The following is a 24594-nucleotide window of genomic DNA, read 5'->3' on the forward strand; positions in this document are numbered from 1 at the left end:
GAATACATAGGGGTAAAGTGGCGAACGCGGGGAACTGAAACATCTAAGTACCCGTAGGAAAGGACATCAACCGAGACTCCGGAAGTAGTGGCGAGCGAACCCGGACCAGGCCAGTGGCGATTGAGAGACAAGCGGAACCTTCTGGAAAGTAGGGCCATAGTGGGTGACAGTCCCGTACGCGTAATGCAATCAATCGTCCTCGAGTAAGGCGGGACACGTGAAATCCTGTCTGAAATTGGGGGGACCACCCTCCAAGCCTAAGTACTCGTGCATGACCGATAGCGAACTAGTACCGTGAGGGAAAGGTGAAAAGCACCCCGACAAGGGGAGTGAAAGAGTACCTGAAACCGATTGCCTACAAACAGTGGAAGCCCAAGGTTCGTCCTGGGTGACCACGTACCTTTTGTATAATGGGTCAGCGACTTAGTGTGACGAGCAAGCTTAAACCGCTAGGTGTAGGCGCAGCGAAAGCGAGTCTGAACAGGGCGTTCAGTTCGTCGCATTAGACCCGAAACCGAGTGATCTAGCCATGAGCAGGTTGAAGGTAAGGTAACACTTACTGGAGGACCGAACCCATAACTGTTGCAATAGTTCGGGATGACTTGTGGCTAGGGGTGAAAGGCCAATCAAACTCGGAAATAGCTGGTTCTCCGCGAAATCTATTTAGGTAGAGCGTCGACCGAATACCCCAGGGGGTAGAGCACTGGATGGGCTAGGGGTCCTCACCGGATTACCAAACCTAACCAAACTCCGAATACCTGGGAGTACTAGTCGGCAGACACACGGCGGGTGCTAACGTCCGTCGTGAAAAGGGAAACAACCCTGACCTACAGCTAAGGTCCCCAAGTTATGGCTAAGTGGGAAAGGATGTGAGGATCCCAAAACAACCAGGATGTTGGCTTAGAAGCAGCCATCATTTAAAGAAAGCGTAACAGCTCACTGGTCTAAATAAGGGTCTTTGCGCCGAAAATGTAACGGGGCTAAAGCCATACACCGAAGCTTAGGGTTTGGTCCGCAAGGGCCAAGCGGTAGCGGAGCGTTCTGTAAGCTGATGAAGCCATACCCGTGAGGGGTGGTGGAGGTATCAGAAGTGCGAATGCTGACATGAGTAACGTAAGGGGAGTGAGAGACTCCCCCGCCGAAAGACCAAGGGTTCCTGCTTAAAGCTAATCTGAGCAGGGTTAGCCGGCCCCTAAGACGAGGCGGAAACGCGTAGTCGATGGGAACCACGTTAATATTCGTGGGCTTGGAGGTAGTGACGGATCATTGAGGTAGTCCAATCTTATCGGATTGAACGGGCTGCTGCGTGGTTCCAGGAAATAGCTCCTCCTTATAAACCGTACCCGAAACCGACACTGGTGGTCTGGTAGAGTATACCAAGGCGCTTGAGAGAACTATGCTGAAGGAACTCGGCAAATTGCACGCGTAACTTCGGAAGAAGCGTGACCCTTTTCTACGCAAGTAGAGGAGGGTGGCACAGACCAGGGGGTAGCGACTGTTTATCAAAAACACAGGGCTCTGCGAAGTCGCAAGACGACGTATAGGGTCTGACGCCTGCCCGGTGCTGGAAGGTTAAGAGGAGGGGTGCAAGCTCTGAATCGAAGCCCCAGTAAACGGCGGCCGTAACTATAACGGTCCTAAGGTAGCGAAATTCCTTGTCGGGTAAGTTCCGACCTGCACGAATGGCGTAACGACTTCCCCGCTGTCTCCAGCATAGACTCAGTGAAATTGAATTCCCCGTGAAGATGCGGGGTTCCTGCGGTTAGACGGAAAGACCCCGTGCACCTTTACTATAGCTTTACATTGGCATTCGTAGTGGCATGTGTAGGATAGGTGGTAGGCTTTGAAGCCTGGGCGCCAGCTCAGGTGGAGCCACCCTTGAAATACCACCCTTATTACTATGGATGTCTAACCGCGGCCCGTTATCCGGGTCCGGGACAATGTATGGTGGGTAGTTTGACTGGGGCGGTCGCCTCCTAAAGAGTAACGGAGGCGCGCGATGGTGGGCTCAGAACGGTCGGAAATCGTTCGCTGAGTGCAATGGCATAAGCCTGCCTGACTGCGAGACTGACAAGTCGAGCAGAGACGAAAGTCGGTCATAGTGATCCGGTGGTCCCGCGTGGAAGGGCCATCGCTCAACGGATAAAAGGTACGCCGGGGATAACAGGCTGATGACCCCCAAGAGTCCATATCGACGGGGTTGTTTGGCACCTCGATGTCGACTCATCGCATCCTGGGGCTGGAGCAGGTCCCAAGGGTATGGCTGTTCGCCATTTAAAGCGGTACGTGAGTTGGGTTCAGAACGTCGTGAGACAGTTCGGTCCCTATCTGCCGTGGGTGTAGGAATATTGAAAGGATCTGTCCCTAGTACGAGAGGACCGGGATGGACGGATCTCTGGTGGACCTGTTGTGGCGCCAGCCGCATAGCAGGGTAGCTATATCCGGACGGGATAACCGCTGAAGGCATCTAAGCGGGAAACCCACCTTAAAACGAGTATTCCCTGAGAACCGTGGAAGACGACCACGTTGATAGGCCGGGTGTGGAAGAGCGGCAACGCTTGAAGCTTACCGGTACTAATAGTTCGATCGGCTTGATCGTTCTCATTCCTTATGCCCATCTGACAAAGTCAGATGGTCTGTTCTCACTCACGCTTGTTCCGCCCTGCGGGCGGCGCTACGTGGGTGCGGCGCATCAGCGCCGACGGTCGGTCGACCTTGCGAAGCTTCGCTTCGAAAGGCGCCAGACCAAGAACCGTAAAGGCACACAAAGACCAGCGAACAGCCCCGAGAGGCACCCGACAGCTCCGCTGCCGATGTCTCTTTGTGCCCTTCGCTCAAAAGCTTCTCGAACAACGTGCGTTTTGCCGACCTGGTGGTTATGGCGGAGCGGCTGCACCCGATCCCATTCCGAACTCGGCCGTGAAACGCTCCAGCGCTGATGGTACTTCGTCTCAAGACGCGGGAGAGTAGGTCGCTGCCAGGTCTGCCAAACGCACGTTGATCTCACATCCAAATCGGATGGAGAAAAATCTTCTCTTTATGAAATGGCCCGCCAAGGGATCACGGGCCGCGTAAGCGGCCCTTTCATTTGGTCAGCCATATACCTATCTGTAGGCCTCGGCTTACACAAAAATTGACGCGGGGTGGAGCAGCCCGGTAGCTCGTCAGGCTCATAACCTGAAGGTCACAGGTTCAAATCCTGTCCCCGCAACCAATTCTATCATAAATCAATAACCGTCCCGGTCTGACCGGGGCGGTTTTTGCGTTTCGAGGTTCTGATACGCGAAACGCCGGTATCGCGCCAAAAAGGTCACCACTCGGACAGAGCGGCGACGATGGCCATCGTTGCCATCGCGATGCCGAGCCGAGCGCGCTTTGGGGGTGCCTTCACGGCATCAATGAGGTCATCGAAATTGGTGTCCATGAGCGGATGCTAAACGGCGAGCGGCGAACAAGCCGTTAACGCAGAGCTTACGCTCGATGTGCTCAGGGCCGTGAGCCTTGAACGAGGTCAAACAGCTCGAGCAGCAAAGTGCCTAGCGCGATCGCCAATAGGAGATAGGCCAGAACCGCTATCGGCCGGTGCGTGCAGTGCGTTGGAAGGGCCGGCGCCTGCGTCCACGGTGTCGATGGCGATTCCGCACGTTCCGCTTTCCGGGCTCGTTTCATATCCAGCCGTTGCTGAGCGAATTGCTGCAGGGTTTGTCTGGACGACGAGAGCGAGTTGTCTTGGAGCCAGGCTTTGTATTTGCCGGCGTGGAGGTGCACTCTGATAGCTGGAAAGCCTTGGCGGCGTTGCACAGCTTCAGACGCTTTGAAATCGTCCCACCACTCCTCCCAAGTCGGCGGCAGATCACCCGCTTCCGAAAGCTCGAGGATGAGTACGTAGTCACGAGGTTTGTAAACCGGGGAGGCCGGCCAGTGGCTAGTGTCCGTCACCGCCGAGCCTTGCGCCAGCCGGCGGCTCTGGCTGCTTCCTCAGAGCAGAACCAGCGCTCGCCCCTGAGAAGGCTTATGCGCGTCTCGCTGTAATATTCCTGGTCCGGCACATGGTAGATGCGCTCGGCGGTGTTGTAGCTGATGTTGCCTTTGATGTTGCAGTTGGTGAATTCGGGGCCAATCTGGACGGCTAAGCCGATGCCCAGCAGCGCCAAGAGGCCGAGCAGACCAACCCACCATTGCGCCCGTTCGGGCGGCCGCCTACGTCGGCGATACCGGCGACGGTTATACTCGTTGTCCGCGACATCTCTGTCTCGATAGCGCTTGCCCATTTCTCAACGACTGTTGCAGCCGATGCCGTCGTGATTTCGGTCCAGGCCATTCACGTCCGGTCCGCTTATCGGTGTGTTCGGCGGCACTACCGGATTGTTTCCCTTGCCGCCGGCGCAGTCGAGATCGCCCCCGCTGTTTGGCACCGTCCCGGAGGCAGGGGCGACCCCGCGATACCTCTGGACGACGCCTGCGATCCGCTGGCCGTTGCCCTCGATGTGCGTGTTCCGGCTGCTCGGGTTGAACGGGTCGACGGTCTGGGCGAGGGTGTTGGCGCGGTTGGCGTCGCCGGCCGCGAGGGTCACGCTGTCGTAATTGTTCAGATAGTCCGCGCCGCAACCGCTGAGGGCGAGAGCGACGCCAATACAGATCCCGAGGTTCGGCCGCATCGCTCTAGACCGGCGCTGGGCTGACGCCAGCGGCTCTGAGCTGCGCGCCAAGCCTGGCTCGAGTGGCGCAAGCGGCCTTGTCGCCGGCGACGCATTTGTTGTTGGCGGCCGACCAATCCAGAAGGGCGGTGTTCAGCCAACTGCCCGGCGCTCGCTGTATCCCGTAGGGAGTTGGTGGTGCACCGGTGGCGACGGCCGCCACCGCGGCGGCGCCCTGACCGTGCGGCGCGCGCTTCCAACCGTTTAGGATCAGGCAGTTCTTCATATATTGGTCTTCGGCGACGGCGTTGCCGAGCGCGTTGCCTAGACCGGCGCCTGCAACAAAAGCCGGTGATCCGATGGCAAGATAGCCTTGATCCGCCGACCTCTTCTGCATCTCGCATTGAGCATGCGCGACCTCGAAACTTGGTCCGTATCCGGTCTGCATGTAGTCGGCTTGGTTGCTAGTCTGACAACCGCAAAGCAGCACAGTGGCGCCAAGCGCCATCAACGATCTTCTGTTCATCCCCGAGCCCTCCCAAGGCCGAAGATGAGCATCTGCTAAAGTGAATAGTTGCGCAAGGCACGATTTTTCACTTGGTAACTGCCGTCGCCATGAACTCAGCAATATAAGCAGCGCGCCGAAAGCGAGATTTCCTTGGGTTTCAAAGTTCGATTTCAAGCGGCTCGTGGCCGGGTCGCTCATGCCAGATGACTTGGTGTAAATCCCGCATGTCGACAAGTTGCCCGCAGGCAGGGGCAGGTATAGACGTTTCCTGTCTGGATCCGCTGTGGTGCAATTTTGATCCAAGCATCTATGGGGGTTCGAGTCGGTAGACCGCTACATCGCAATACCCACTGTTGAGGAGGCGTTCTTTTGCTATCGGAGGCACGCGGCTTAGTCGAGCGCTAGCGCCTTTCCCCACGCTCACTGACCTGCCAGTTCAGGCTTCGCTGTTATGGCCGAAAAAGCGGCATACTTCGACACAGCTGTATTCCGGTCCCAAAATTCAACGATAGGAGGCCAGCCAAAGGATCTTCAGATTCGAACTGCTCCAGTTTCTGGAAAAACGAAGTCTGGGCGCCGCGGTACCGACTGTCGCATCCTGAACCTCTCCGACCACTATTTCAGGATCGTCCGTGTCTCCGACCTCCAAATGGGTTTCGTCTAGAAGCCGAGGTCTGCGTCCCAGGACGGGTGTCGACCAATGCTCTCAAACAGAAAGTCGATAAAGATTTTGACCTTTTGAGGTGACGGCTCTCGCCGAGGATAGAGGACATTGTACGCGCGGTCGGTGCGCATCGTATCGGTCAAGACTGCTTCCAGGCGACCGGCTCGAAGATCGTCAGCGACTTCGGCGGTGGAGCGCAAGGAAAGACCTGCTCCGGACATCATCCAGTCGTAAAGGGCCTCGCTGCTGTCTGAATCGATGGGGCCTTTGACGAGCAAGGATGTGTTTCGTCCATCTTCGACGAAATGCCATCGATACTGCTTTGAACCAGGGAAGCGCAGCAGAAGGCAGTCGTGGTGCAGAAGATCGGCGGGGGTTTGAGGTCGGCCTCGCCGTGCAAAATATTCCGGCGTGCCGCACACAACCTGGCGGTCATCCACGAGCTTCCGCATCACGAGATTGGTATCACTTAGGGGCAGGTTGCGAACGGCAAGATCAAAGCCATCGCGCACCAGATCGACGTCGAGATCGGTCAGCCGCAGGTGGATATGGACGTCACCGTACTTTTTCCTAAAGTTCACTATTAAGGGGCAAAGCTGCTTGCGTCCGAACAAGGATGGCGCTGTGACCTTCAGGAGGCCACGCGGATTTTCGCTCAAGGTCGACAGCGAAGTTTCGAGCCAATTGATGTCGCGAAGAATAGACGAGGCCTTGTCGTAATATTCGTGTCCCGCCTGCGTTGGCACCACTTTTCGCGTGGTTCGGTTGAGAAGTCTCACGCCAAGGCGCTGTTCCAGCTTGTTGATCCGTTTGGTGATCGCGCCAGGTGTCATGCGCAATTCGCGACCGGCGCGTGTCATGCTGCCGCATTCGACGATCTTGTTGAAGACGGCCATATCGCTGTGATCGGTCATTTACGCCTCCACTTTTGAAAATTTTTCAAGAAAGAATAAAAAACCTTTCGTTACCCGGCAAGCGGTTTCGGGACTAGTGTTTTGGGGAACCTGAAGAGCGAAATGGCTCCTGCATCACAAGCTGCGGTCCTTGGCCGCGAACGAGAGGCAGAGGCGGTTCCGGAGAACGACTGTGACCTTGAACGCCCCAATCACCGATACGCCTCCAGCCGCGGAAGTTGAGAGGCCGACAGCCCAGGCGATTAGCAACTTCTACGAAGGAATGCGTCCGTTCTGGCACCCCGTGTTGCGTGAAGCGGATCTATCCGAGCGCAAGATCGTTCGAGTTGAGCTTCTTGGCGTCGGGATCGCGCTGGCCCGCTTGAATGGCGAAGTCCGCGCGTTGCGCGATCTGTGCCGCCACTTCCAGGCGCAACTGTCCCTCGGCGAAATCATTGACCTTGATGGAAAGGACCTGGTCATGTGTCCGTACCATGGGTGGTCCTATGGTGGTGACGGGCAATGCGAGCGCATTCCGCAACTGGTGGCCGGGCGCAAGATTCCGCCATCGGCGAAGGTCGACAGCTATCGCGTCACGACCAGGTACGGCCTGATCTGGGTGTGCCTTGCCGAGCAGCCGCACTTCGATATTCCAGACTACCCGGAATGGCTCGACAACTCATACCGCACCGTGACGATGGTCGAGGACGAGGTTACCAGGACGTCCTCTACGCGCATGATCATGGGCACACTGGACGACACGCACTTTCCGTGGGTGCATGAAGGCATCCTGGGAACCAGGGATGACCCATCTCCCCCAGAGCATAAGGTCTGGCGCGAAGGCCAGTATCTGGTCCTGCAATATGAAGCCGAACAGCCGCCGAACATCGCCACGACCGACATGTCGGCCGACGGCGCCGCGGCGCAAGAAAAGGTGAAGCTGGTCTATACCGACTATGTGGGCATGCCCAACGTCATCAGGCTGGTCAAGGACAGCGTGGCCGGTCGATACGTCGTGTGGCTTGCGACCTGCCCGAATGCCTACAACCGCACAACCAATTTCTGGGCGTTTTCGCGGAATTACGACATGCAGCCCGATCGTGATCACGCCTACGAAGAATTCTCGGCCCACGTTCGATCCCAGGACAGGCCGATTCTCGAGAGCCAGCGTCCGTGGCTGATCCCGCCATTCTGGAGTCAGGTAGAGCTGCCGCTTGGGCCCGCCGACAAGCCGCTCATGGAGTTCCAAAAATGGCTTGAGGAACTCGGCATCGTGACGCAGATCTAGTGAAGGAGATCGTGCTGTGAACGGACCTGTAAACGCGCGCTCATCTCCGTCTTCGGATGGACGAGGAGATGTTGGATCGCCTTCATTCCTGCTCGGCTGCAATGGGCGCGGTGCGCAGCATCTGCCGGGCAACCCACCGCCCATCGACGAGCAGTTTCGGATGGTCAAGGAAAGTGGGGTTTTCGACTACTTCGACCGGATGCCACAGCCGGGCCAGGAAAAGGAGTACATAACCGCCGCTGCCAGATATGACCTTCCGATGATTACCGGCCTTTGGACCTATACCATGGGCAAGGACGAAGCGCTGCTAAAGAACAATCTTTCGCTGACCTCGGAAAGCGGCGGTCAATGTCATAACATCATGTTGTTCAGTCAGCATGCCGACGGTCATCAGCTTTCCAACCAGGAAGTGGTCGACTTCTATCTTGCCGCTTACGACTTAGCACAGCAGGTCGGTATCGAGATCACTTTCGAGGTCCACATCAACATGTGGTCGGAGGATTTCCGAAGGGTCAATGCGGTGGCTGACATGGTCGGCTCGCATGGTATCCCGTTCAATTTTCTCCTCGATCACAGTCACGTCTTGTTAAAACTGGATAGCGCCGAAGAACAGAGGCGCAGTGGCATTGAAGCCGCGGTTGCAAGCGGCGAATTGATTTTGGATCCATTCGAGCCCGATAACATCATCGACGACTGGATCGCTCGCAACATGACGGTCTGGCATTCCGTCCGTCCCGTGGCACCAGGTGGTCCGAAGAATCTTTGGGCGACCGATGAGCATGGCAACTTCGGACGCGCCTGCCAGTACCCCTTCCATCGTCCACGGCCCGGTGAGTTCCATTCGGAATGGCAGGCCTACAAGGTCGAGCCCTGCAAGGCGGTCGTCCGCAGGGTGCTCGCGCATCACCGCCGCGATCCCGGCAGCCGTCTCAAATATGTGACCACCGAGATCATCGATCTGATCGATTATGGAATGAACGCGAGATACTCGCTGTTCGAGCAGTCAGTCGCGATCGCTCAATGGATTCGCGATGAATGGGAGAAAACAGCCACCAACTGACCGGATGGAGACCGTATCTCCACAATAAAAGGGGAATAAAAAATTGAAAATGTCTTTGAAGCTTACATTCACCGCAAGTCTACTAGCCCTGGCAACGTCCTTGACGATGGAGCGCGTTCTTGCCGACGAACCGAAGGAACTCAACATCGCCGCGATCTTCAGTGTCGGCCTCGATCAGCCTTGGGACAAGTCATGGTACGAGGCGTTCCAACGTGTCAAAGCGCTGAAGCCTCACGGACTGGAGATCAATCTCAAATATTCCGAGCATGTCTGGGGCGACAAGGCTGAAGCCGTGATGAAGTCCTACGCCGAAGCGGGAAAGTTCGACGTCATCATCGCGACCAGCACGTTTTCTGACCAGGTGAAGGCGCTGCGAGAGCGTTATCCCAATATCATTTGGGAAGTCCACGGCTCCGGCAATGAGGGTCTGGGCGGCAACATGCTCTGGTATTATATGCGCGTGCACGAGCCGGCATATCTCATGGGCATGGTGGCCGGGCTGACGACCAAGAACAACATGGTCGGCGTTGTAGGCAGCTTTCCTGCTGATGATGCCAACGACGAGATAAACGCGTTCTTGAAAGGCGCCCATGACGTCAATCCGAACGTCAAGGGCCGCGTAACCTTCATCCAAGCTTGGTATGATCCGCAAAAGGCCAACGAAGCATCGTATGCGCTGATTGCAGCCGGCGCCGACAACATTCTGCAGCTCGGTGGCGCCTTTCAGGCTTGCATCGAGAAAAACATCCAATGCTACGGCAATTTTGTCGATATGAATTCGCTCGCGCCGAACAATATTGTCACCAGCACCGTCGCCAAATGGGATCCAACGATCCTCAATACGATCGATGTCTGGTACCGGCATGAGACGGAAGCCAAGAAAATCGAGGCGTCGACAGATCCTGTCTGGTTCGGCATGAAGGACGGCGGCTCCGACCTCGCACCATTTCATGGCTTCACTGACAAGCTGCCGCCTGATGTCATCCAGAAGGTCAATGCGAAGCGAGCTGACATCATGTCGGGTGCTTTTACCGTTCCGCTGAACACCAGCGAACCGAAATCGGACTGACGCAGGTTGATCGGCCGCTGCTCAGGATGCTGACCGGCTGAAATGATTGGGACATGACTTCTATGCTTGTGACGGAAAGTCTCACCAAAAGATTCGGCGATGTCGTCGCCAATGACAGCGTCTCGCTTGAAATCAGAAGCGGCGAAATCCATTGCCTTTTCGGCGAGAACGGTGCCGGGAAATCGACGCTCGCCGAGTGCCTCTACGGCTTCTTGCAGCCGGATGAGGGACGAATCCTGATAGATGGTTCGTCAACAAAACTGACGTCGCCTGCGGCGGCCATCGCACACGGCATCGGCATGGTTCATCAGCACTTTGTGCTGGTGGAACCGTTGACCGTCCTCGAGAATATCATGGTCGGAACGGGAGACACCCCGTTCCTTCTCAACCCTGAAGCGACCCGCGGAAAACTTCGGTCCCTGTGCGCACGATATCAGATCAGCGTCCCCCTGGATGTGCCTGTCCGACAGCTGTCGGTCGGCGAGCAACAGTGGGTCGAGATACTCAAGGCGCTCTATCGGGACGTCAGGCTTTTGATCTTGGATGAGCCGACGGCTGTCCTGACGCCTCAGGAATCCGAGCGTCTGTTCGAGGTACTGTTTCGAATGAGGTCGGAGGGATTGGCAATCGTCATCATCACCCACAAGCTCAATGAGGTGATGAAGTCCGATCGCGTAAGCGTGCTGCGCAAGGGGCGCAAGATCGCGACCGTAGAGTCGGCGTCGACATCCGCCGAAAAGCTGACTGCGATGATGGTGGGGCGTGCGCTCAGCGTGCAGAAGAACCTTGAGAAGGGCGGAGGTGGAGAGGACCTGCTTCGGATCACCAATCTGGATTCTCCGAACGATCGCGGCGATGGCGGCCTTAAGAACGTTTCCCTGACGCTACGGCGAGGAGAGATTCTTGCGATTGCGGGCGTTGCCGGAAACGGTCAGTCAGAGCTTTTCGAAACGCTGATCGGCGTACGCAAGCCCCGCCAAGGACGTATCGAGTTGAATGGAGAGGATATCACTGGGCTTGCCCCTCGTGAAATCATAGCCAAAGGCGTGGGCTATGTCCCCGACGACCGTTTCCAGGACGGGTTGGTTCCACAGTTCTCGATCGCCGAGAATCTCATCCTTGGCCGTCACCGGAGTAGCGAATTTAGCCGCGCACCTTTCCTCAATGCAAAGGCGATCGACCAATTCGCTGAACAATGTTTCGCTGAATACAAGATCAAAGCCAACTCGATCAACGTGCTCACCGAGTTGCTTTCTGGGGGCAATGCGCAAAAAATAATTCTCGCAAGGGAGTTCCTTGAAGGCCGGGAGTGCATCCTTTGCAACCAGCCGACGCGGGGGCTCGACGTCGGCATCATCGAATATGTTCATGAACAGCTGCTGCGAAAGCGGCGTGAAGGTATCGGGATTCTCATGGCAACAGAGGACCTCGATGACATCTTCAACCTCTCCGACCGTATCGCGGTCATTTTCGGGGGAAGGATCATGGACATTCTGGAAACATCCCAAACCACGGTTGAGCAGGTCGGCTACCTGATGGCTGGCCGCAAGGCAGATGCAGCATGACCATGACATTGCACATCAGCCCCGTCCTCGATCTTCAGATCCTTGTCTGGCGAAAGGCAGAGCGTGGAACACTCAGCAGCGTGCTTTCCACGGGGGGCGCTATCTTTATCGCAATTGGGATATGCAGCGTGATCCTGTGGCTGTCGGGGGCTAACATCTATGACGCGCTGTCGAGTCTCATTCTCGGCGCCGTCGGCAGCACAAACAACCTTGTCGATACCTTGGCCCGAGCGACGCCGCTGATCCTGACTGGGTTGGCCACGGTGGTGGCCTATCGCGCCCGGTTCTGGAACATCGGCCAAGAGGGGCAACTGATTTGTGGTGCCATGGGTGCCTATCTGGGCAGCCAGATGTTGCTGCCCGGGCTAGGGCCCGTCGCGGATTTGCTCGTCACGATCACATTTGGCGCATTGGCAGGAGCTTTCTACGGCGCCCTCGCGGGCCTGCTGCGGTCCGTGCGGCACGTGAACGAGATCATCTCGACGGTTATGTTCAACTACATCATTTATTATCTGCTGGTGTTCCTGCTTTCCGGACCCTGGCAGAAGGCCGGCGGCTTTTACCAGCAAACCGACGTGGTTTCGAAGGCGTCGGAGTGGCCGATACTTGCGCCCGGCTCAAATTTTCATGTCGGTTTCATCGTCGCCCTCTTGGCGGCGGCCGGGCTGCATGTGCTGTTGAACCACACCTCTTTGGGCTATGAAATCCGGGCCATCGGCAACAATCCGACGGCATCCCGTTTCAAAGGCATCCATGTCGGCCGGACGCTTGTGATAGTCTCCATGATCAGCGGCGCCCTCGCGGGCCTTGCCGGAGCAGGCGAACTGTTCGGCGTCCACCATCGCCTCCAGGCGGATATCTCGGCAGGCTACGGCTTCATGGGCATTGCTGTGGCAATGCTCGGTGGACTGCGTCCATTCCCAGTTGTCATCGCTGGTTTGCTCTTCGGGGGGCTCATTAACGGGTCTTTCCTCATGCAAGTGATGACAGGCGTACCAACCGCAATCGTGTACGTCGTGCAGGCGATCGTCCTGATCATTGTGATCTCGACGCGAGCGGTCGCCGGCCATTCGCTTTCACTGCGTATCCACAGACGCCAAACCGTTTTGGACCCGACGCCATGAACGACTTGCTTGTAAATACCGTTCTCACCGGCACGCTGGTCGCCACCATTCGCATCGCCACGCCGCTGATGATCGCCGCTCTTGGCGAACTGATCACGGAACGCGCGGGCATTCTCAATCTCAGCGTCGAAGGGACCATGATCATGGGCGCCTTCGTGGGGTTCGTTGCCTGTTTTGCGACAGGATCCCTTGCGATCGGTGTCCTTGCGGCGATGCTCGCAGGTATGTTGATGGGCTCGATCTTCGCCTTGATGGTGGTAACTTTGAAGGTGGATCAGATCATCGCGGGCATCGCGATGAACATCCTGGCATCCGGTCTATCATTGTACTGCTACTCACTTTACTTCAACACCGGCGAGCTGCCCGTAGTCAGCGTTTTCCCGGTGCTGCCGATACCTTTACTGTCTGAGATCCCGCTCGTCGGCGAGGCGCTGTTCAGTCAGAAGCTGCCCACCTACATCGGCTTTGCACTTGTGGCCCTTGTTTCCGTTTTCCTCTATCGGACCCGACCCGGCCTGGAGTTGCGGTGTCTGGGCGAAAATCCGCGGATCATCGACACTGCCGGCCTGAGTGTCACATTGAGACAGTACGGGGCGATCCTGTTCGGCAGCGCATGCGCCGGCCTGGCTGGATCCGCGCTGACAATCGCAGCCACAGGCAGGTTCGTGCCCGACATGGTAGCCGGTCGCGGATGGCTTGCAATCGTGATCGTCATCGCCGGCAACTGGCAGCCGGGTCGCATCATGATAGCGTCCGTCGCTTTCGCCTGTCTCGACGCGCTGCAACTGCAGGCGCAAAGCCAAGGCATCAATGTGCCATACCAACTGATGCTTGCGTTGCCCTACATCGCCGCGCTGATCTTGATGATTGGCAATGGTAACCGCTCACGTGGACCCGCCCAACTGGGCGTCGCCTACACGCGCGAATGACCTGAGCCCTATTGCGCCGAGGAATACGATGGACAACCCAGTGATAGACGCCGATACGGCGAGCAGTTGGCATGCGGTAAGCGCATGCGAGGACCTGATCCGATCCGGCAAAGTGGATACCAGGTTGCTCGGCCAGCAGATATGTGTCGAGCACGTTAAAGATCAGCGTTTCCGGGCATCTACCAAGGCCGTGGGTGGAAGCGCCGGACACGGCCAGGGTCGCGATTTGCCTCTGCTATCGCGCTACGGCTTCATTTGGGTCTGCATGGGAGCTCCGGCTGCCGATCTGTTCGAGCTCAAAGAATACGCGTTGCCGGGTCGGCGAAACGTCAATGCGGGTACGTTCGGTGTACGCGTTTCCGCGGCGCGGGCAGTAGAGAACTTTCTCGACATGGGCCATTTCGCCTTCGTCCATCCCGGCTACCTGGGCGATGAACCGTTCACCGAGATCGTCGAATACAATGTCGAGGTCACAGGGGATCAGCGGGAAATTCTCGCTACGGAATGCAAGTCATTCCGGTCGCGGCGTTCCGATGCCGACACGGCTGGCAGCAATATTGTCTACACCTACCGAGTCATGAGCCCATTCTGCAGCCTGCTGACCATGCCCAGTCAGGTCGACCCCAGCCAGAGCGACGTCGTGGCGATTTTCGCTCAGCCGATGGAGCAGGAATCATGCCGTGTACACATGCTGCTCAGTGTCGTCGACAATTTGAACAACGACGGTTCGATCCGTCGTTTCCAGCAAACAATCTTCGGCCAGGACAAGCCGATCCTGGAGAACCAGGTGCCAAGGCGCCTGCCGCTGGATCCTCGGTCCGAAACGCCCATCAGAGCCGACAAGTCCGGCATCGTCTATCGGCGCTGGTTGCAACAAAAGGGCGTGACCTTCGGGGTCATCCCAGCAGGCTCCTGACAGGAGCAAGGAGAAGACAATGTCGGAATCGACAAGGTATCGGTGGTATCCGATCGCGTCCGCGACTGACCTGCCATTTCGGCACGTCTTTCATGCGGGCCTGTTTGGTCGCGAGTTCGCAGCTTGGCGCGCGGACGACGGCTTCATCAATGTTTGGGAGAATCGCTGCCTGCATCGCGGCGTCAGGCTGTCAATCGGTATCAATGATGGCCGCGAGTTGAAATGCCAGTATCATGGCTGGCGGTATTCGAGCCGCACGGCCGGCTGCACCTATATCCCGGCCCATCCCGCGGATGTCCCGGCGCGCACCATAACCAACCGGACTTTCCCTGTGGCGGAGCGGTACGGGCTGGTCTGGTCTGGCGAGGAGCCCCAGGGGGACGTGCCCGTCATCGAAGAACTGGCCGCAGATGCCGGTCTTGTGCTGCGTGCCATGCCAATCAACGCTCCGGCGGATGAAGTGGCCAAGTGGCTGGCTTCCCATCGATTTCAGCCGAATGGTGCGTTGGCGAGCAATCTTGCGACGACCCAGGTCGAAACGGTCACTGATGGGACGCTGACCCTGCGTTCAACCGAAGGGGAAGAAAGCACTGTTGTGGTGTTCTTCGTCCAACCGATCGATGCTCGTCGGGCAGTCGTGCGCGGCGTTGTCAGCGGTCCGGTCACGGTAGAGGCGCGCTTGGCGATCCTGCGGCACCACAATGAGAGATTGGCGCAATTGCGCGATGTCGTCGAAGCGTCCACCCCACCCGAAACTCAACCGGTGGAGCTTGAACCTGCATTTGAACCTCTCCCGGCTGAATTGGCCGGGATCCCGGAACTGAAGGGCACCGGACGCCACGCTGCCTTGCGCGTGGTCGTTGCGCGGAAGTGGAGCACAGCCGACGGCATAGCCGGATTCGAGCTTCGCCCGATCAAGGGCATTTTGCCCACCTTCCAGCCGGGCGCCCATATCGATGTCCACATGCCCAATGGTGAGGTCCGGCAATATTCGATCACCAACGGCCCTGGCGAGACCGACAGCTTTACCATTGGTGTCAAGCTGGAGAGGGATTCGAAGGGCGGCTCAAAATGCATGCACGAAACCGTGCGTGAAGGCGACGTGCTGGCGATCTCCGAGCCCCGCAACAATTTTCCGCTGCGCCGTGATGCGATCAAGACGCTTTTGGTCGCCGGCGGCATCGGCATCACTCCCCTGCTGGCCATGGCGCAGGCGCTGCACCATTCGACGCTTGGGTACGAACTGCACTACTTCGCGCAAAATCAGGCACAGCTCGCGTTCCCCGAGCGGCTTGCGGCGCTTGGCGACAACGTCCGCTTGCATCTGGGGCTTTCGCCAGATGAATCGTCTGCGGAGTTCCAGCGGTTACTTTCGGGACATCGATCGGGGATGCGCGTCTACATCTGTGGTCCCGGCCCGATGCTGGAGTCGGTGCGCAGCACTGCCGCAGGCGCAGGCTGGCCAGAGACTGCAATACATTTCGAATATTTCAAGAACACCAACAAGATCGACGATAGTTCGAGCTTCGAGATCGCCTTGGCCAGGTCCTCTCTTACCCTGACAGTCCCATTCGGCAAGTCGATCCTGCAGGTGTTGCGGGAGAACGGCATCGACATGCCGTCTTCCTGTGAGGAAGGTGCCTGCGGCACCTGCCTTGCAACCGTGATTGAGGGCGAGCCGGACCACCAGGACGTATATTTGTCGCCTATCGAGCGCCGCAGCGGCACCAAGATCCTGACCTGTGTCTCTCGGGCCAAATCGGCACGCCTCGTGCTGGACATCTAGGAGCAGCCGATGATCATGCTTTACGACTACGAACTGTCAGGTAATTGCTACAAATTGCGGCTGCTGATGAGTTTTCTCGGCATCGACTACAAGACTGTGCCGGTCGACTTCTACCCCGGCCGCGAGCACAAATCCGAATGGTTCCTGAAGCTCAATCCGCTTGGGCAACTCCCGGTGCTCGACGATGACGGGCTGATCCTGCGCGACGCGCAGGCGATCCTTGTCTATCTCGCCGCGAAATACGATCCATCAGGCACGTGGTATCCGCTGGACAACCCGGCGCTGCTGGGCGAGGTCAGCCAGTGGCTAGCTTTCGCCGACGGCATCACCGGGACCGCCTCGGCGGCGCGCCTGCATGACGGCCTGTTCTACAATTTCGACATCGATGCCGTCCGCGCAGGCGCGCACCGGCTGTTCCGTATCCTCGACGAGCATCTGTGGTTCGGCGAACAGCAGGGCCGCAACTGGATCTGTTCGGCCAGTCACCCGACCATCGCCGACATCGCCTGTTTTCCTTACATCATCCTGTCGGAGGAAGGCGGTGTTCCGCGCCAGGACTATCCGGCTATTCGGCGCTGGTGCGACCGTGTCAAGCGCATCAAGGGATTTACGGTGATGTCGGGCGTGTTCCCTGCAGGTCCTGGCAAGATCGCTGCTTAGTCCGACTACGTAGGGCAGCAGCCACGGCTTCAGCCAAAGAAAATTTTGGGAGAGAAGAAAGTATGAAAACCCGCGCCGCTGTCGCTGTTGCCGCCGGAAAGCCGCTGGAGATCATGGAGGTCGACCTCGACGGTCCGCGCGAGGGCGAAGTGCTGGTCGAGATCAAGGCGACAGGCATCTGCCACACCGACGAATTCACGCTGTCGGGCGCCGATCCGGAAGGTCTGTTTCCGGCCATCCTCGGCCATGAAGGCGCCGGCGTGGTGGTCGATGTCGGCAAGGGTGTCACCTCGCTCAAGAAGGGCGACCACGTCATCCCGCTCTACACGCCCGAATGCCGCCAGTGCCATTCCTGCCTGTCGCGAAAAACCAACCTGTGCACGGCCATTCGCGCGACGCAGGGCCAGGGTCTGATGCCCGATGGTTCATCGCGCTTCTCGATCGGCAAGGACAAGATCTTTCACTATATGGGCTGCTCGACCTTTTCGAACTTCACCGTGCTGCCCGAGATCGCGCTGGCCAAGGTCAACCCGGACGCCCCCTTCGACAAGATCTGCTACATCGGTTGCGGCGTCACCACCGGCATCGGCGCCGTCATCAACACGGCAAAGGTCGAGCAAGGCGCGACCGCGGTCGTCTTCGGCCTCGGCGGCATTGGCCTCAACGTCATCCAGGGCCTGAAGCTGGCCGGCGCCGACATGATCATCGGCGTCGACCTGAACAACGACAAGAAGGCTTGGGGCGAGCGCTTCGGCATGACGCATTTCGTCAATCCGAAGGAGATCGACGGCGATGTCGTGCCCTACCTCGTCAACATGACCAAGCGTGGCGCCGACCAGATCGGTGGCGCCGACTACACATTCGACTGCACCGGCAACACCAAGGTGATGCGCCAGGCGCTGGAAGCCTCGCATCGCGGCTGGGGCAAGTCGGTCGTCATCGGCGTCGCCGGCGCCGGCCAGGAAATTTCCACACGGCCGTTCCAGCTGGTCACCGGACGCACCTGGATGGGGACCGCCTTCGGCGGCGCGCGCGGCCGCACCGACGTGCCGAAGATCGTCGACTGGTACATGGACGGCAAGATCCAGATCGACCCGATGATCACCCACACGCTGAAGCTGGAAGACATCAACAAGGGCTTCGAGCTGATGCTCGCCGGTGAAAGCATTCGCGGCGTTGTGGTCTACTGACCGGATCAGCCATACGCCGCGCTGAAGGCCTGTGTTCCCCAACTCTGCCTCCCCAGCATCGGCGTAAGACCGGCGGCACGAAAGGACATTCCGGAATGTCCCGTGCCGCCGGTCGATTCATTAAAACTGTCGCAATCTCGGCCCGTGCCGCAGAGCTGGCCGTGGTTGGCGTTGAAAATCGTAGGAAGGATCCCGATGCCAGAGCGGCTGAAAACTACCTCCCAGGCGAAGTCGCATGGCGGCATGCAAGGCGTCTATTCCCATGCCTCGGACGCTTGCGCCTGCGACATGACGTTCGCCGTTTTCGTGCCGCTGCAGGCCCGTGAAACGCCTTGCCCGGTTGTGTGGTACCTCTCTGGCCTCACTTGCACCCATGCGAATGTGATGGACAAGGGCGAGTACAGGCGGATGGCCGCCGAACTAGGCCTGATTATCGTTTGCCCCGACACCAGCCCGCGCGGCGCCGATATTCCCGACGAGAAAGACAATTGGCAGTTTGGCACCGGCGCCGGTTTCTATCTCGATGCGACCGAGGAGCCTTATGCGAAGAACTACCGGATGTATTCTTACCTCGTCGAGGAACTGTCTGCACTGATCGCGCGGGAATTTCCGGCCGACATGACGCGCCAGGCAATCTTCGGTCATTCGATGGGCGGTCACGGCGCGTTGACGATCGCTTTGAAAAATCCCGAGCGGTTCAAGAGCTGTTCCGCCTTTGCCCCGATCGTTCAACCCAGCACCGCGGGCTGGTCGAAGGCGGCTTTCGAAAAGTATCTCGGCGGGTATGAGGCCACGTGGCGGGTCTACGATGCGACGTCGCTCATCGAGGATGGCCGCCGCTTTCCGGAGCTTCTCGTCGACCAGGGCACGGCCGACGGCTTCCTCAAGGACGGGCTTCGGCCATGGCTGCTGGAAGACGCCTGCACCAGGGCCGGCATACCACTGACCTTGCGCATGCAGGACGGGTACGATCACTCGTATTTCTTCATTTCGACCTTCATGGACGATCACCTGAGGTGGCACGCCAGACGTCTGGAGATCGGTAGTGACCGTTGATCATCTCCAATCGCTGAAAGGGCCTATCCTGTTCTGCAGAGCGGCAGTCAGCGACGACAAAGGCAGAATTCTGCTGGTAAGGGACGCGCAAGGCCCGTATGCGGCCCATTGGGATCTGCCTGGAGGTGTTGTCCGCCATATGGAGCCGCTTGAGGTTGCGATTGTGCGGACGCTCCACGACAGTTTGGGGATTCTTGTCTGGCCACATCGCGTTTTGTCGGTTGCCGAGCAGTTCGATGTCGCCGACGGGAGCCACATTGTTTCTGTCGTCTACGCGGCAAAGATGCTTTCGCGAATTCCAAGGGAGAGGCCGGCCGAGTCTATGAGAGTCGAAGGCTGGTATTCCCCTCAGGCGTTGCCCCAACCAATTGCTCAAGCTGCTCAAACCGCCCTCGGGAAGGGTCATTTCGAGTTGATCTGAACGTAGAGGAGTATGCGCCGGCAACTGCATCGGACGCTCCACGGATCCCCAGACCTAAGCGTCGGCGCTCGAGCTAGCCTTGTCGAATTGAAACGCACATGGACATGTCCAGTTGATGCACCACGGCCGGCGACGTGCAGCTGCAGGAGAAAACAGGGTCAGGATCCTGATCGCAGAGCGAAACCCGCTCGTGATGACGGCGCTTAGCGAGCTGGCCGAGCGCGACGGCCGCTTTGAATTGATCGGCAGCGTCCATAGTGGCAAAGCCTTTCTCGCGGCCGCAGCGGCGCCTGCGTTCGACGTTGCGGTCCTTGCCTGGAACCTGTCCGACATGGATGGCAGCGATGTCCTGGCGGAGTTATGCCGTCGACAACTTACCCCACGCATAACCATATTCTCTAGCGATCACGACATCGCTGTCCTGAAACAGGCCGTCCGGTCGGGAGTGCGGGGTTTTTGCTATCAGTTCGACGATCCAAGCATACTGTTCGAGACCCTATTCGCTGTCGCCCATGGACGCATCTGCATTCCATACATCGACATAATGAAGATCAACGATACGCCGATTTCGCGTCTGACCAATCGGGAGCGGGAACTACTGGCAGCACTTGCCGATGGCTGGACCAACATGCAGATCGGGACGCGCACCGGCATCTCCGAAAACACGGTCAAATACCATCTGAAGAACCTTTACGAGAAGCTCGAAGTGCGCAACCGCGCCATGGCGGTTGCGCTCTACTTCCGCGAAAATGCGCATCGCGCCTCCTGACTAGGCTTGAGTGAGATGAAGCGAGCAGATCGGCCGCGTGTTCGTGCTGCCGGCCGGTGGTCAGATCAAATAGCCCGCGCTTCTTAGGCATTCTGTCGGGTCGATGGACCGCGAAGCTGAATAACGGCAGGGAATGTGCACGCGAGCGCTGGTCAGCACTATCCGGTTGCCGCTTCGAAGCCCTTGCCAGGTCCGCAACCGAATACGCCGCAGTGAAATTATTGATCAATTTCAACCGGAGGCGCTGCCATGAATATGAATTTCTTAGATATTTCAATGGCTTAACGAATCTTGGTAGCGGGAGACCGCTACATCGCGAGACCCACTATCGAAGAGGCATTTTTTTGCTATCGGAGGCACGCGGCCCAGTCAAAAATTCTCCAATTTTGAGGGGAGTCCGATTAGTCACCGATCTTGGCGATGCGGGTGGACCAACGGCCCAAGCTCGGCTTCCCCAATCAGGCACTTCGGAAAAGCTCAGGTCGCCGCTCTGTTGGTAGGCTGACACCAGCTCATTCAAGGATTCACTGGCAGTTCGATTTCCGAACTCATCTCAAGATATCTGCAGAACGCGTTGGCAAGCTGAATCTGCCGTGGTGTCTTGCAATCCGCTTCGAACACCTCCGGTGACGCGACGAGGATCGACAGGCATTTGGCTCGTGACGTGGCAACGTTGAAGCGGTTCAGGGAATAAAGGAATTCCATCCCACGCGGAGCATCTGCGTGCGTTGACGACGCCATCGAATAGATCGCAATCGGGGCCTCCTGACCCTGAAACTTGTCGACGGTACCGACTCTAGCGCCTGGAAGACGTTCCAGGATTTCGAAGACCTGCGCGTTGTAGGGCGTGATGACCAGAATATCGTTGAGGGCGATGGCCGCTTCTTTGCCATTCCGGTCGATCCAACGCGTATCCGATCGCAGCACTCGATCGACAAGCCGATGAATGGCGTCTGCCTCTTCGGGTGAGGAATTCTGATTTCCACTGTGGGCGATAGGGAGGTACCGCAGGCCGGAACCGCTTATTGGACCAGTGGAGATGACCTGGCCTTCTAGTCCCGGTCTCGACTTCAGCTTGCCCTCATAGAACAGTTCCGAAGTGAATGCGCAGAGGTCCGGGTGGAGTCGCCAGGTTTCTTCGAGAAAGAGGCCTTGGCCCGCACCGATGGTGTTATTGCCATCAAGGATATGGTTCAGCGCTGATACGTCGGTTCCATCTGGGTGACTTCCCTGCATCGGCTGATCCAGCTGCTGAGGATCACCAAGCAGCACGACCGTGTGGGCTGCTTGCGAAACCGCCAGTACATTTGCCAGGGACATTTGAGCAGCCTCGTCGACGACGAGAACGTCGACCGATGCGAACGCATCGGCACGAGACCAGAGAAAGCTTGTTCCCCCCGCGACTTTGCAAGGCCCGCTCAAAGCGCCATGCACGTCGCCATTGGTCTTCGCGAAGGCCAAGCGATGCTGATTGGATTCCATTTCCTTCGGCTTCACGATGCACGTTAGGTCGACGCCAAGTTCGTCGGCCGCTTCAATGACCTTATCGACCAGGTTCCTAATGACCTTATGGCTGTTCGCGGTGATCCCGACAGTCTTACCTTCGCGAACAAGCGCGCATACCATCCGCGCACCGGTGAACGATTTACCAGTGCCCGGAGGGCCTTGTATGGGGAAGATGCCGCCATCGAACAGCGTGGCAACCCGCATCGCCGCGGCCAAAGTTGTTTCCCCATCGGTCTTGATCGGCTCACCCCGCAGACGAGGTGGTTGACGCAACAGCAGATCGCGCGCCGCGCGATATGGCCCGTCGCCAGCGAGACCATGGTCTGCCACATATTCGCCAATGCGCACGAGGGAATTCGCCTGTTCATCAGAGCCGAAATTCTTGGAGCCGTAGATCGCCTGCGGATGAACACCGACGGACTTGCCTGTCTTCTTAATGTCGATCGTGCGGTTCTGCTGCGATAAGGCAACCGCAGTTCCAATCTTGTCGCCGCCGACATTGAGGAGGTCGTCCTCAACACGAATGTCTGTTTCCTGCGGAATGAATGAATAGCGGTGCGTGGGCAGCTTTCCGGCTCCAGGGACTTCGTCGACGAACGTGAGGCCCGAGAGGCCGCTGCGTTCTTCCATCAGCTCGTCGGCCGATAGATCGCGAAGGCGAAAGAACTCCCACCACGTCGCCTTTGCTTCACGCCGATGCCAATCGAGGATGTTGGCGAGTATCCATCGCGCGTGCTGCTCCTCGTCGCGTTCCGCCGGATCGGCTGGTAAGTCTGCCGTTAGCCGTTCAATCAGCGGACCGATCTTCGCGAGCCATGCCGCGACGTTCTCGCTTGCGACCTCGTCGCCGGGCTGGGGCCGCGTAATCGTCTCGCCAGCTTCAATCGCTTGTGAGCGGAGCATTTCTAGCCAGTCGCGAAGAAACTGCGTCGAGACGCAGTCGTCGCGGTTGTAGCTCTCGACCACCGATCGGTCCTGTTCGCGAATTTTGTCTGGCTGTCCTAGTTCTAGGCTCGACTGAAGACTGAGCAGTGCGATGTTTGCGTCCGGAAGAGCTGTCTCGCGGGTGAAGCCATAGAACGGCTCTAGCCTTTTGATCGAATAGCTCTCAACGCCGGCACGAAGACCGTTGCGGACAACGCCGTATAGATCGACAAACAACTTCGACCGCAGCATGTTGTCGAATTCTTCCTCACGCGTTGCGTACCGGCCCATCAGCCGTTTGAGGGCCCCGGGCTCGTAGGGCGCGTAGTGGAAGACGTGCATTTCCGGATACGCTTGCCGACGAATCTTCACGAAGTCGATGAACGCCTCGAAAGCCTCTTTCTCGCCGACACGGGTGAAGGCCCAATCTCCGACATAACTCCATTCGCCCGCTTCGTTTCTGAAATGATATCCAAACAGGTACTCAAGCCCGTGTTCGCCGACGAACGGGTCGCCTTCAAGATCCAGGAAGATATCTCCGTCCGATGGTTCTGGAAGACAGGACAGCCCGAAGCCTGCTTCGACAGGGAGGAGTTCGAAACCGAGGTTGCCACTGACTCTTGCCTCCACCTGCAACCGCGCTTGCTCACGAACGCGCTCATAGGAATGGGCCGAACCGCGCTCGGGCTTCCATTGCAAGGGCAGGGGCATGCTGGCTAGCGATGCCATCGCCGCAACGCCGCGAGTTTTCAGCTCATTGATCTGCACTTTGGATATGCCGGCCACGAGACACAAATGATCATCGGCTCGACGCCGCTTGTCGCATTGCGCATTCCATCGGCAAACATCGCAGTGAGTGTTGGGATCGGGATAGGTATGGGAGTCGCCAGCCGTATCGACAGACAGCTCAAGCCCGGATTTAGCCCGGCGATAGAAGGCGCCGTAATCGGCGAATCGATATTGGTGTGGCTTGAAATCCACCCATGGCGGGACCACGTGCATGAATTCAGGGGTCAAGCCTTGAGTGCTGGCGAGGAGATCGGAATAAAGGCAAAGCTGGAGGACCGTTCCTCCCTTGGTCTCGCGAGCCAATTTGGTGTCGACTGCCTCATAGGACCAGGATCCAAGCGCTGACGGCATCTCAACGCGGAAAAGCACGTCTGTCCGACCGCTCCACCGTCCGTTTGACAGAGCGCCTTGAACGATGACGGGGGTTCCAGCTCGCATCGCATCAATGGTCTGCCCGGCCGTTGTCGCCGTGATATCGATGCCTTCAATACGGATGGCATCGAGGCCCGAAGCTTTCAGATTGTCGATATACGCTTGCTCGTGAAGTGCTCCCCGTTCGCGCAGGATCTCAAGAAACGGATCGTAGGACGCTGGTTTGGCCAGAGCGCCTTTGGCAACTGCCAGGTCAAGGTGGGTCAGATGGCGGCAATTCAAATGGCCCACCAAATCCGTCGCAGTAAGATGCATTCTGCCCCCGGACTGCCTCATGGATGAACCTCAGAGGGAATGGAATTCCTGACAAGCGAAAGAATGACGTCAATGCAGACAGCCATCAGCCTATTCGCGTGCATGCATGGAATAGGTCGTAAAAGAGATCGACAATGATGTTCGGTCCGTGAC

18 protein-coding genes, 1 tRNA gene and 2 rRNA genes (1 of these 21 cut by a window edge) are annotated in these 24594 nt (G+C 57.9%); 16 read left to right on the forward strand and 5 right to left on the reverse strand.

All coding sequences use genetic code 11. The features are described 5' to 3' along the window. The 3 genes from A9K65_RS08340 to A9K65_RS08350 all read left to right on the forward strand — a co-directional run. A 23S ribosomal RNA gene (locus A9K65_RS08340) occupies positions 1–2599 on the forward strand (it extends 223 nt beyond the left edge of the window). Positions 2600–2868: 269 nt separating this feature from the next. Further along, positions 2869–2983: ribosomal RNA gene (gene rrf / locus A9K65_RS08345) — 5S ribosomal RNA — on the forward strand. A 154-nt stretch (positions 2984–3137) separates the two neighbouring features. Then, a tRNA-Met gene (locus A9K65_RS08350) sits at positions 3138–3214 on the forward strand. A 721-nt stretch (positions 3215–3935) separates the two neighbouring features. Here A9K65_RS08350 and A9K65_RS08360 read toward each other — a convergent pair. The 4 genes from A9K65_RS08360 to A9K65_RS08375 all read right to left on the reverse strand — a co-directional run bounded on the left by A9K65_RS08360 (position 3936) and on the right by A9K65_RS08375 (position 6723). Then, complete coding sequence (locus A9K65_RS08360; protein ID WP_245322001.1) at positions 3936–4271, reverse strand: hypothetical protein; 336 nt, start codon at positions 4269–4271, stop codon at positions 3936–3938. A 3-nt stretch (positions 4272–4274) separates the two neighbouring features. Next, positions 4275–4658: a calcium-binding protein gene (locus A9K65_RS08365; RefSeq protein WP_064994418.1), complete on the reverse strand. Its 384-nt coding sequence runs from the start codon at positions 4656–4658 to the stop codon at positions 4275–4277. A 4-nt stretch (positions 4659–4662) separates the two neighbouring features. Further along, positions 4663–5343: a hypothetical protein gene (locus A9K65_RS08370; protein ID WP_198327569.1), complete on the reverse strand. Its 681-nt coding sequence runs from the start codon at positions 5341–5343 to the stop codon at positions 4663–4665. A 462-nt stretch (positions 5344–5805) separates the two neighbouring features. Then, a complete protein-coding gene (locus A9K65_RS08375; RefSeq protein WP_064994420.1) occupies positions 5806–6723 on the reverse strand; it encodes a LysR family transcriptional regulator in 918 nt (305 codons plus the stop codon). A gap of 172 nt (positions 6724–6895) precedes the next feature. Here A9K65_RS08375 and A9K65_RS08380 point away from each other — a divergent pair, with 172 nt between their 5' ends. The 13 genes from A9K65_RS08380 to A9K65_RS08440 all read left to right on the forward strand — a co-directional run bounded on the left by A9K65_RS08380 (position 6896) and on the right by A9K65_RS08440 (position 20535). Further along, on the forward strand, positions 6896–7990 hold the full coding sequence (locus A9K65_RS08380; protein WP_245322002.1) for an aromatic ring-hydroxylating dioxygenase subunit alpha: 1095 nt from the start codon (positions 6896–6898) through the stop codon (positions 7988–7990). A gap of 16 nt (positions 7991–8006) precedes the next feature. After that, positions 8007–9050 carry a hypothetical protein gene (locus tag A9K65_RS08385; RefSeq protein WP_198327571.1) on the forward strand — a complete coding sequence of 348 codons (1044 nt, stop codon included), beginning with the start codon at positions 8007–8009 and terminating at the stop codon, positions 9048–9050. 106 nt (positions 9051–9156) lie between these two features. Then, positions 9157–10119 (forward strand): BMP family protein, encoded by a 963-nt coding sequence (locus tag A9K65_RS08390; protein WP_245322107.1) that lies wholly within the window; start codon positions 9157–9159, stop codon positions 10117–10119. A 62-nt stretch (positions 10120–10181) separates the two neighbouring features. Beyond that, positions 10182–11684 (forward strand): ABC transporter ATP-binding protein, encoded by a 1503-nt coding sequence (locus A9K65_RS08395; RefSeq protein WP_245322004.1) that lies wholly within the window; start codon positions 10182–10184, stop codon positions 11682–11684. Beyond that, on the forward strand, positions 11681–12808 hold the full coding sequence (locus A9K65_RS08400) for an ABC transporter permease (RefSeq protein ID WP_084015974.1): 1128 nt from the start codon (positions 11681–11683) through the stop codon (positions 12806–12808). The genes A9K65_RS08395 and A9K65_RS08400 overlap by 4 nt, the downstream gene beginning before the upstream one ends. Continuing rightward, positions 12805–13737, forward strand: coding sequence for an ABC transporter permease (locus A9K65_RS08405; protein ID WP_064994423.1), 933 nt, complete (start codon positions 12805–12807; stop codon positions 13735–13737). The genes A9K65_RS08400 and A9K65_RS08405 overlap by 4 nt, the downstream gene beginning before the upstream one ends. Before the next feature lie 28 nt (positions 13738–13765). Further along, positions 13766–14653, forward strand: a complete 888-nt coding sequence (locus A9K65_RS08410; RefSeq protein ID WP_064994424.1) for an aromatic ring-hydroxylating dioxygenase subunit alpha — start codon at positions 13766–13768, stop codon at positions 14651–14653. A 19-nt stretch (positions 14654–14672) separates the two neighbouring features. Further along, entirely contained in the window at positions 14673–16439 is a 1767-nt protein-coding gene (locus tag A9K65_RS08415; RefSeq protein WP_064994425.1) for a Rieske 2Fe-2S domain-containing protein, read from the forward strand. 9 nt (positions 16440–16448) lie between these two features. After that, positions 16449–17099 (forward strand): glutathione S-transferase, encoded by a 651-nt coding sequence (locus tag A9K65_RS08420; RefSeq protein ID WP_064994426.1) that lies wholly within the window; start codon positions 16449–16451, stop codon positions 17097–17099. Between the two features lie 62 nt (positions 17100–17161). Beyond that, positions 17162–18289, forward strand: a complete 1128-nt coding sequence (locus A9K65_RS08425) for an S-(hydroxymethyl)glutathione dehydrogenase/class III alcohol dehydrogenase (RefSeq protein WP_064994427.1) — start codon at positions 17162–17164, stop codon at positions 18287–18289. A gap of 195 nt (positions 18290–18484) precedes the next feature. Beyond that, positions 18485–19345, forward strand: a complete 861-nt coding sequence (gene fghA / locus A9K65_RS08430; protein ID WP_064994428.1) for an S-formylglutathione hydrolase — start codon at positions 18485–18487, stop codon at positions 19343–19345. Then, a complete protein-coding gene (locus tag A9K65_RS08435) occupies positions 19335–19766 on the forward strand; it encodes an NUDIX domain-containing protein (protein WP_064994429.1) in 432 nt (143 codons plus the stop codon). Before fghA ends, A9K65_RS08435 begins: the two co-directional genes overlap by 11 nt. Positions 19767–19881: 115 nt before the next feature. Continuing rightward, positions 19882–20535 (forward strand): response regulator transcription factor, encoded by a 654-nt coding sequence (locus A9K65_RS08440; protein ID WP_064994430.1) that lies wholly within the window; start codon positions 19882–19884, stop codon positions 20533–20535. 516 nt (positions 20536–21051) lie between these two features. Here A9K65_RS08440 and A9K65_RS08445 read toward each other — a convergent pair. After that, on the reverse strand, positions 21052–24441 hold the full coding sequence (locus A9K65_RS08445) for a TM0106 family RecB-like putative nuclease (RefSeq protein ID WP_245322006.1): 3390 nt from the start codon (positions 24439–24441) through the stop codon (positions 21052–21054). Between the last annotated feature and the right edge of the window lie 153 nt (positions 24442–24594).

Origin of the sequence: Mesorhizobium sp. WSM1497, assembly GCF_001672455.2 — a bacterium.
In the GTDB taxonomy this organism is placed as follows: Bacteria; Pseudomonadota; Alphaproteobacteria; order Rhizobiales; family Rhizobiaceae; genus Mesorhizobium; species Mesorhizobium ciceri.

Coding starts and splice junctions, on each gene's coding strand:
- A9K65_RS08360 (WP_245322001.1), bottom strand. CDS start 4,271: ATGGGCAAGCGCTATCGAGACAGAGATGTCGCGGACAACGAGTATAAC.
- A9K65_RS08365 (WP_064994418.1), bottom strand. CDS start 4,658: ATGCGGCCGAACCTCGGGATCTGTATTGGCGTCGCTCTCGCCCTCAGC.
- A9K65_RS08370 (WP_198327569.1), bottom strand. CDS start 5,343: ATGAGCGACCCGGCCACGAGCCGCTTGAAATCGAACTTTGAAACCCAA.
- A9K65_RS08375 (WP_064994420.1), bottom strand. CDS start 6,723: ATGACCGATCACAGCGATATGGCCGTCTTCAACAAGATCGTCGAATGC.
- A9K65_RS08390 (WP_245322107.1), top strand. CDS start 9,157: ATGGAGCGCGTTCTTGCCGACGAACCGAAGGAACTCAACATCGCCGCG.
- A9K65_RS08395 (WP_245322004.1), top strand. CDS start 10,182: ATGCTTGTGACGGAAAGTCTCACCAAAAGATTCGGCGATGTCGTCGCC.
- A9K65_RS08400 (WP_084015974.1), top strand. CDS start 11,681: ATGACCATGACATTGCACATCAGCCCCGTCCTCGATCTTCAGATCCTT.
- A9K65_RS08405 (WP_064994423.1), top strand. CDS start 12,805: ATGAACGACTTGCTTGTAAATACCGTTCTCACCGGCACGCTGGTCGCC.
- A9K65_RS08410 (WP_064994424.1), top strand. CDS start 13,766: ATGGACAACCCAGTGATAGACGCCGATACGGCGAGCAGTTGGCATGCG.
- A9K65_RS08415 (WP_064994425.1), top strand. CDS start 14,673: ATGTCGGAATCGACAAGGTATCGGTGGTATCCGATCGCGTCCGCGACT.
- A9K65_RS08420 (WP_064994426.1), top strand. CDS start 16,449: ATGATCATGCTTTACGACTACGAACTGTCAGGTAATTGCTACAAATTG.
- A9K65_RS08425 (WP_064994427.1), top strand. CDS start 17,162: ATGAAAACCCGCGCCGCTGTCGCTGTTGCCGCCGGAAAGCCGCTGGAG.
- fghA (WP_064994428.1), top strand. CDS start 18,485: ATGCCAGAGCGGCTGAAAACTACCTCCCAGGCGAAGTCGCATGGCGGC.
- A9K65_RS08440 (WP_064994430.1), top strand. CDS start 19,882: ATGCACCACGGCCGGCGACGTGCAGCTGCAGGAGAAAACAGGGTCAGG.
- A9K65_RS08445 (WP_245322006.1), bottom strand. CDS start 24,441: ATGCATCTTACTGCGACGGATTTGGTGGGCCATTTGAATTGCCGCCAT.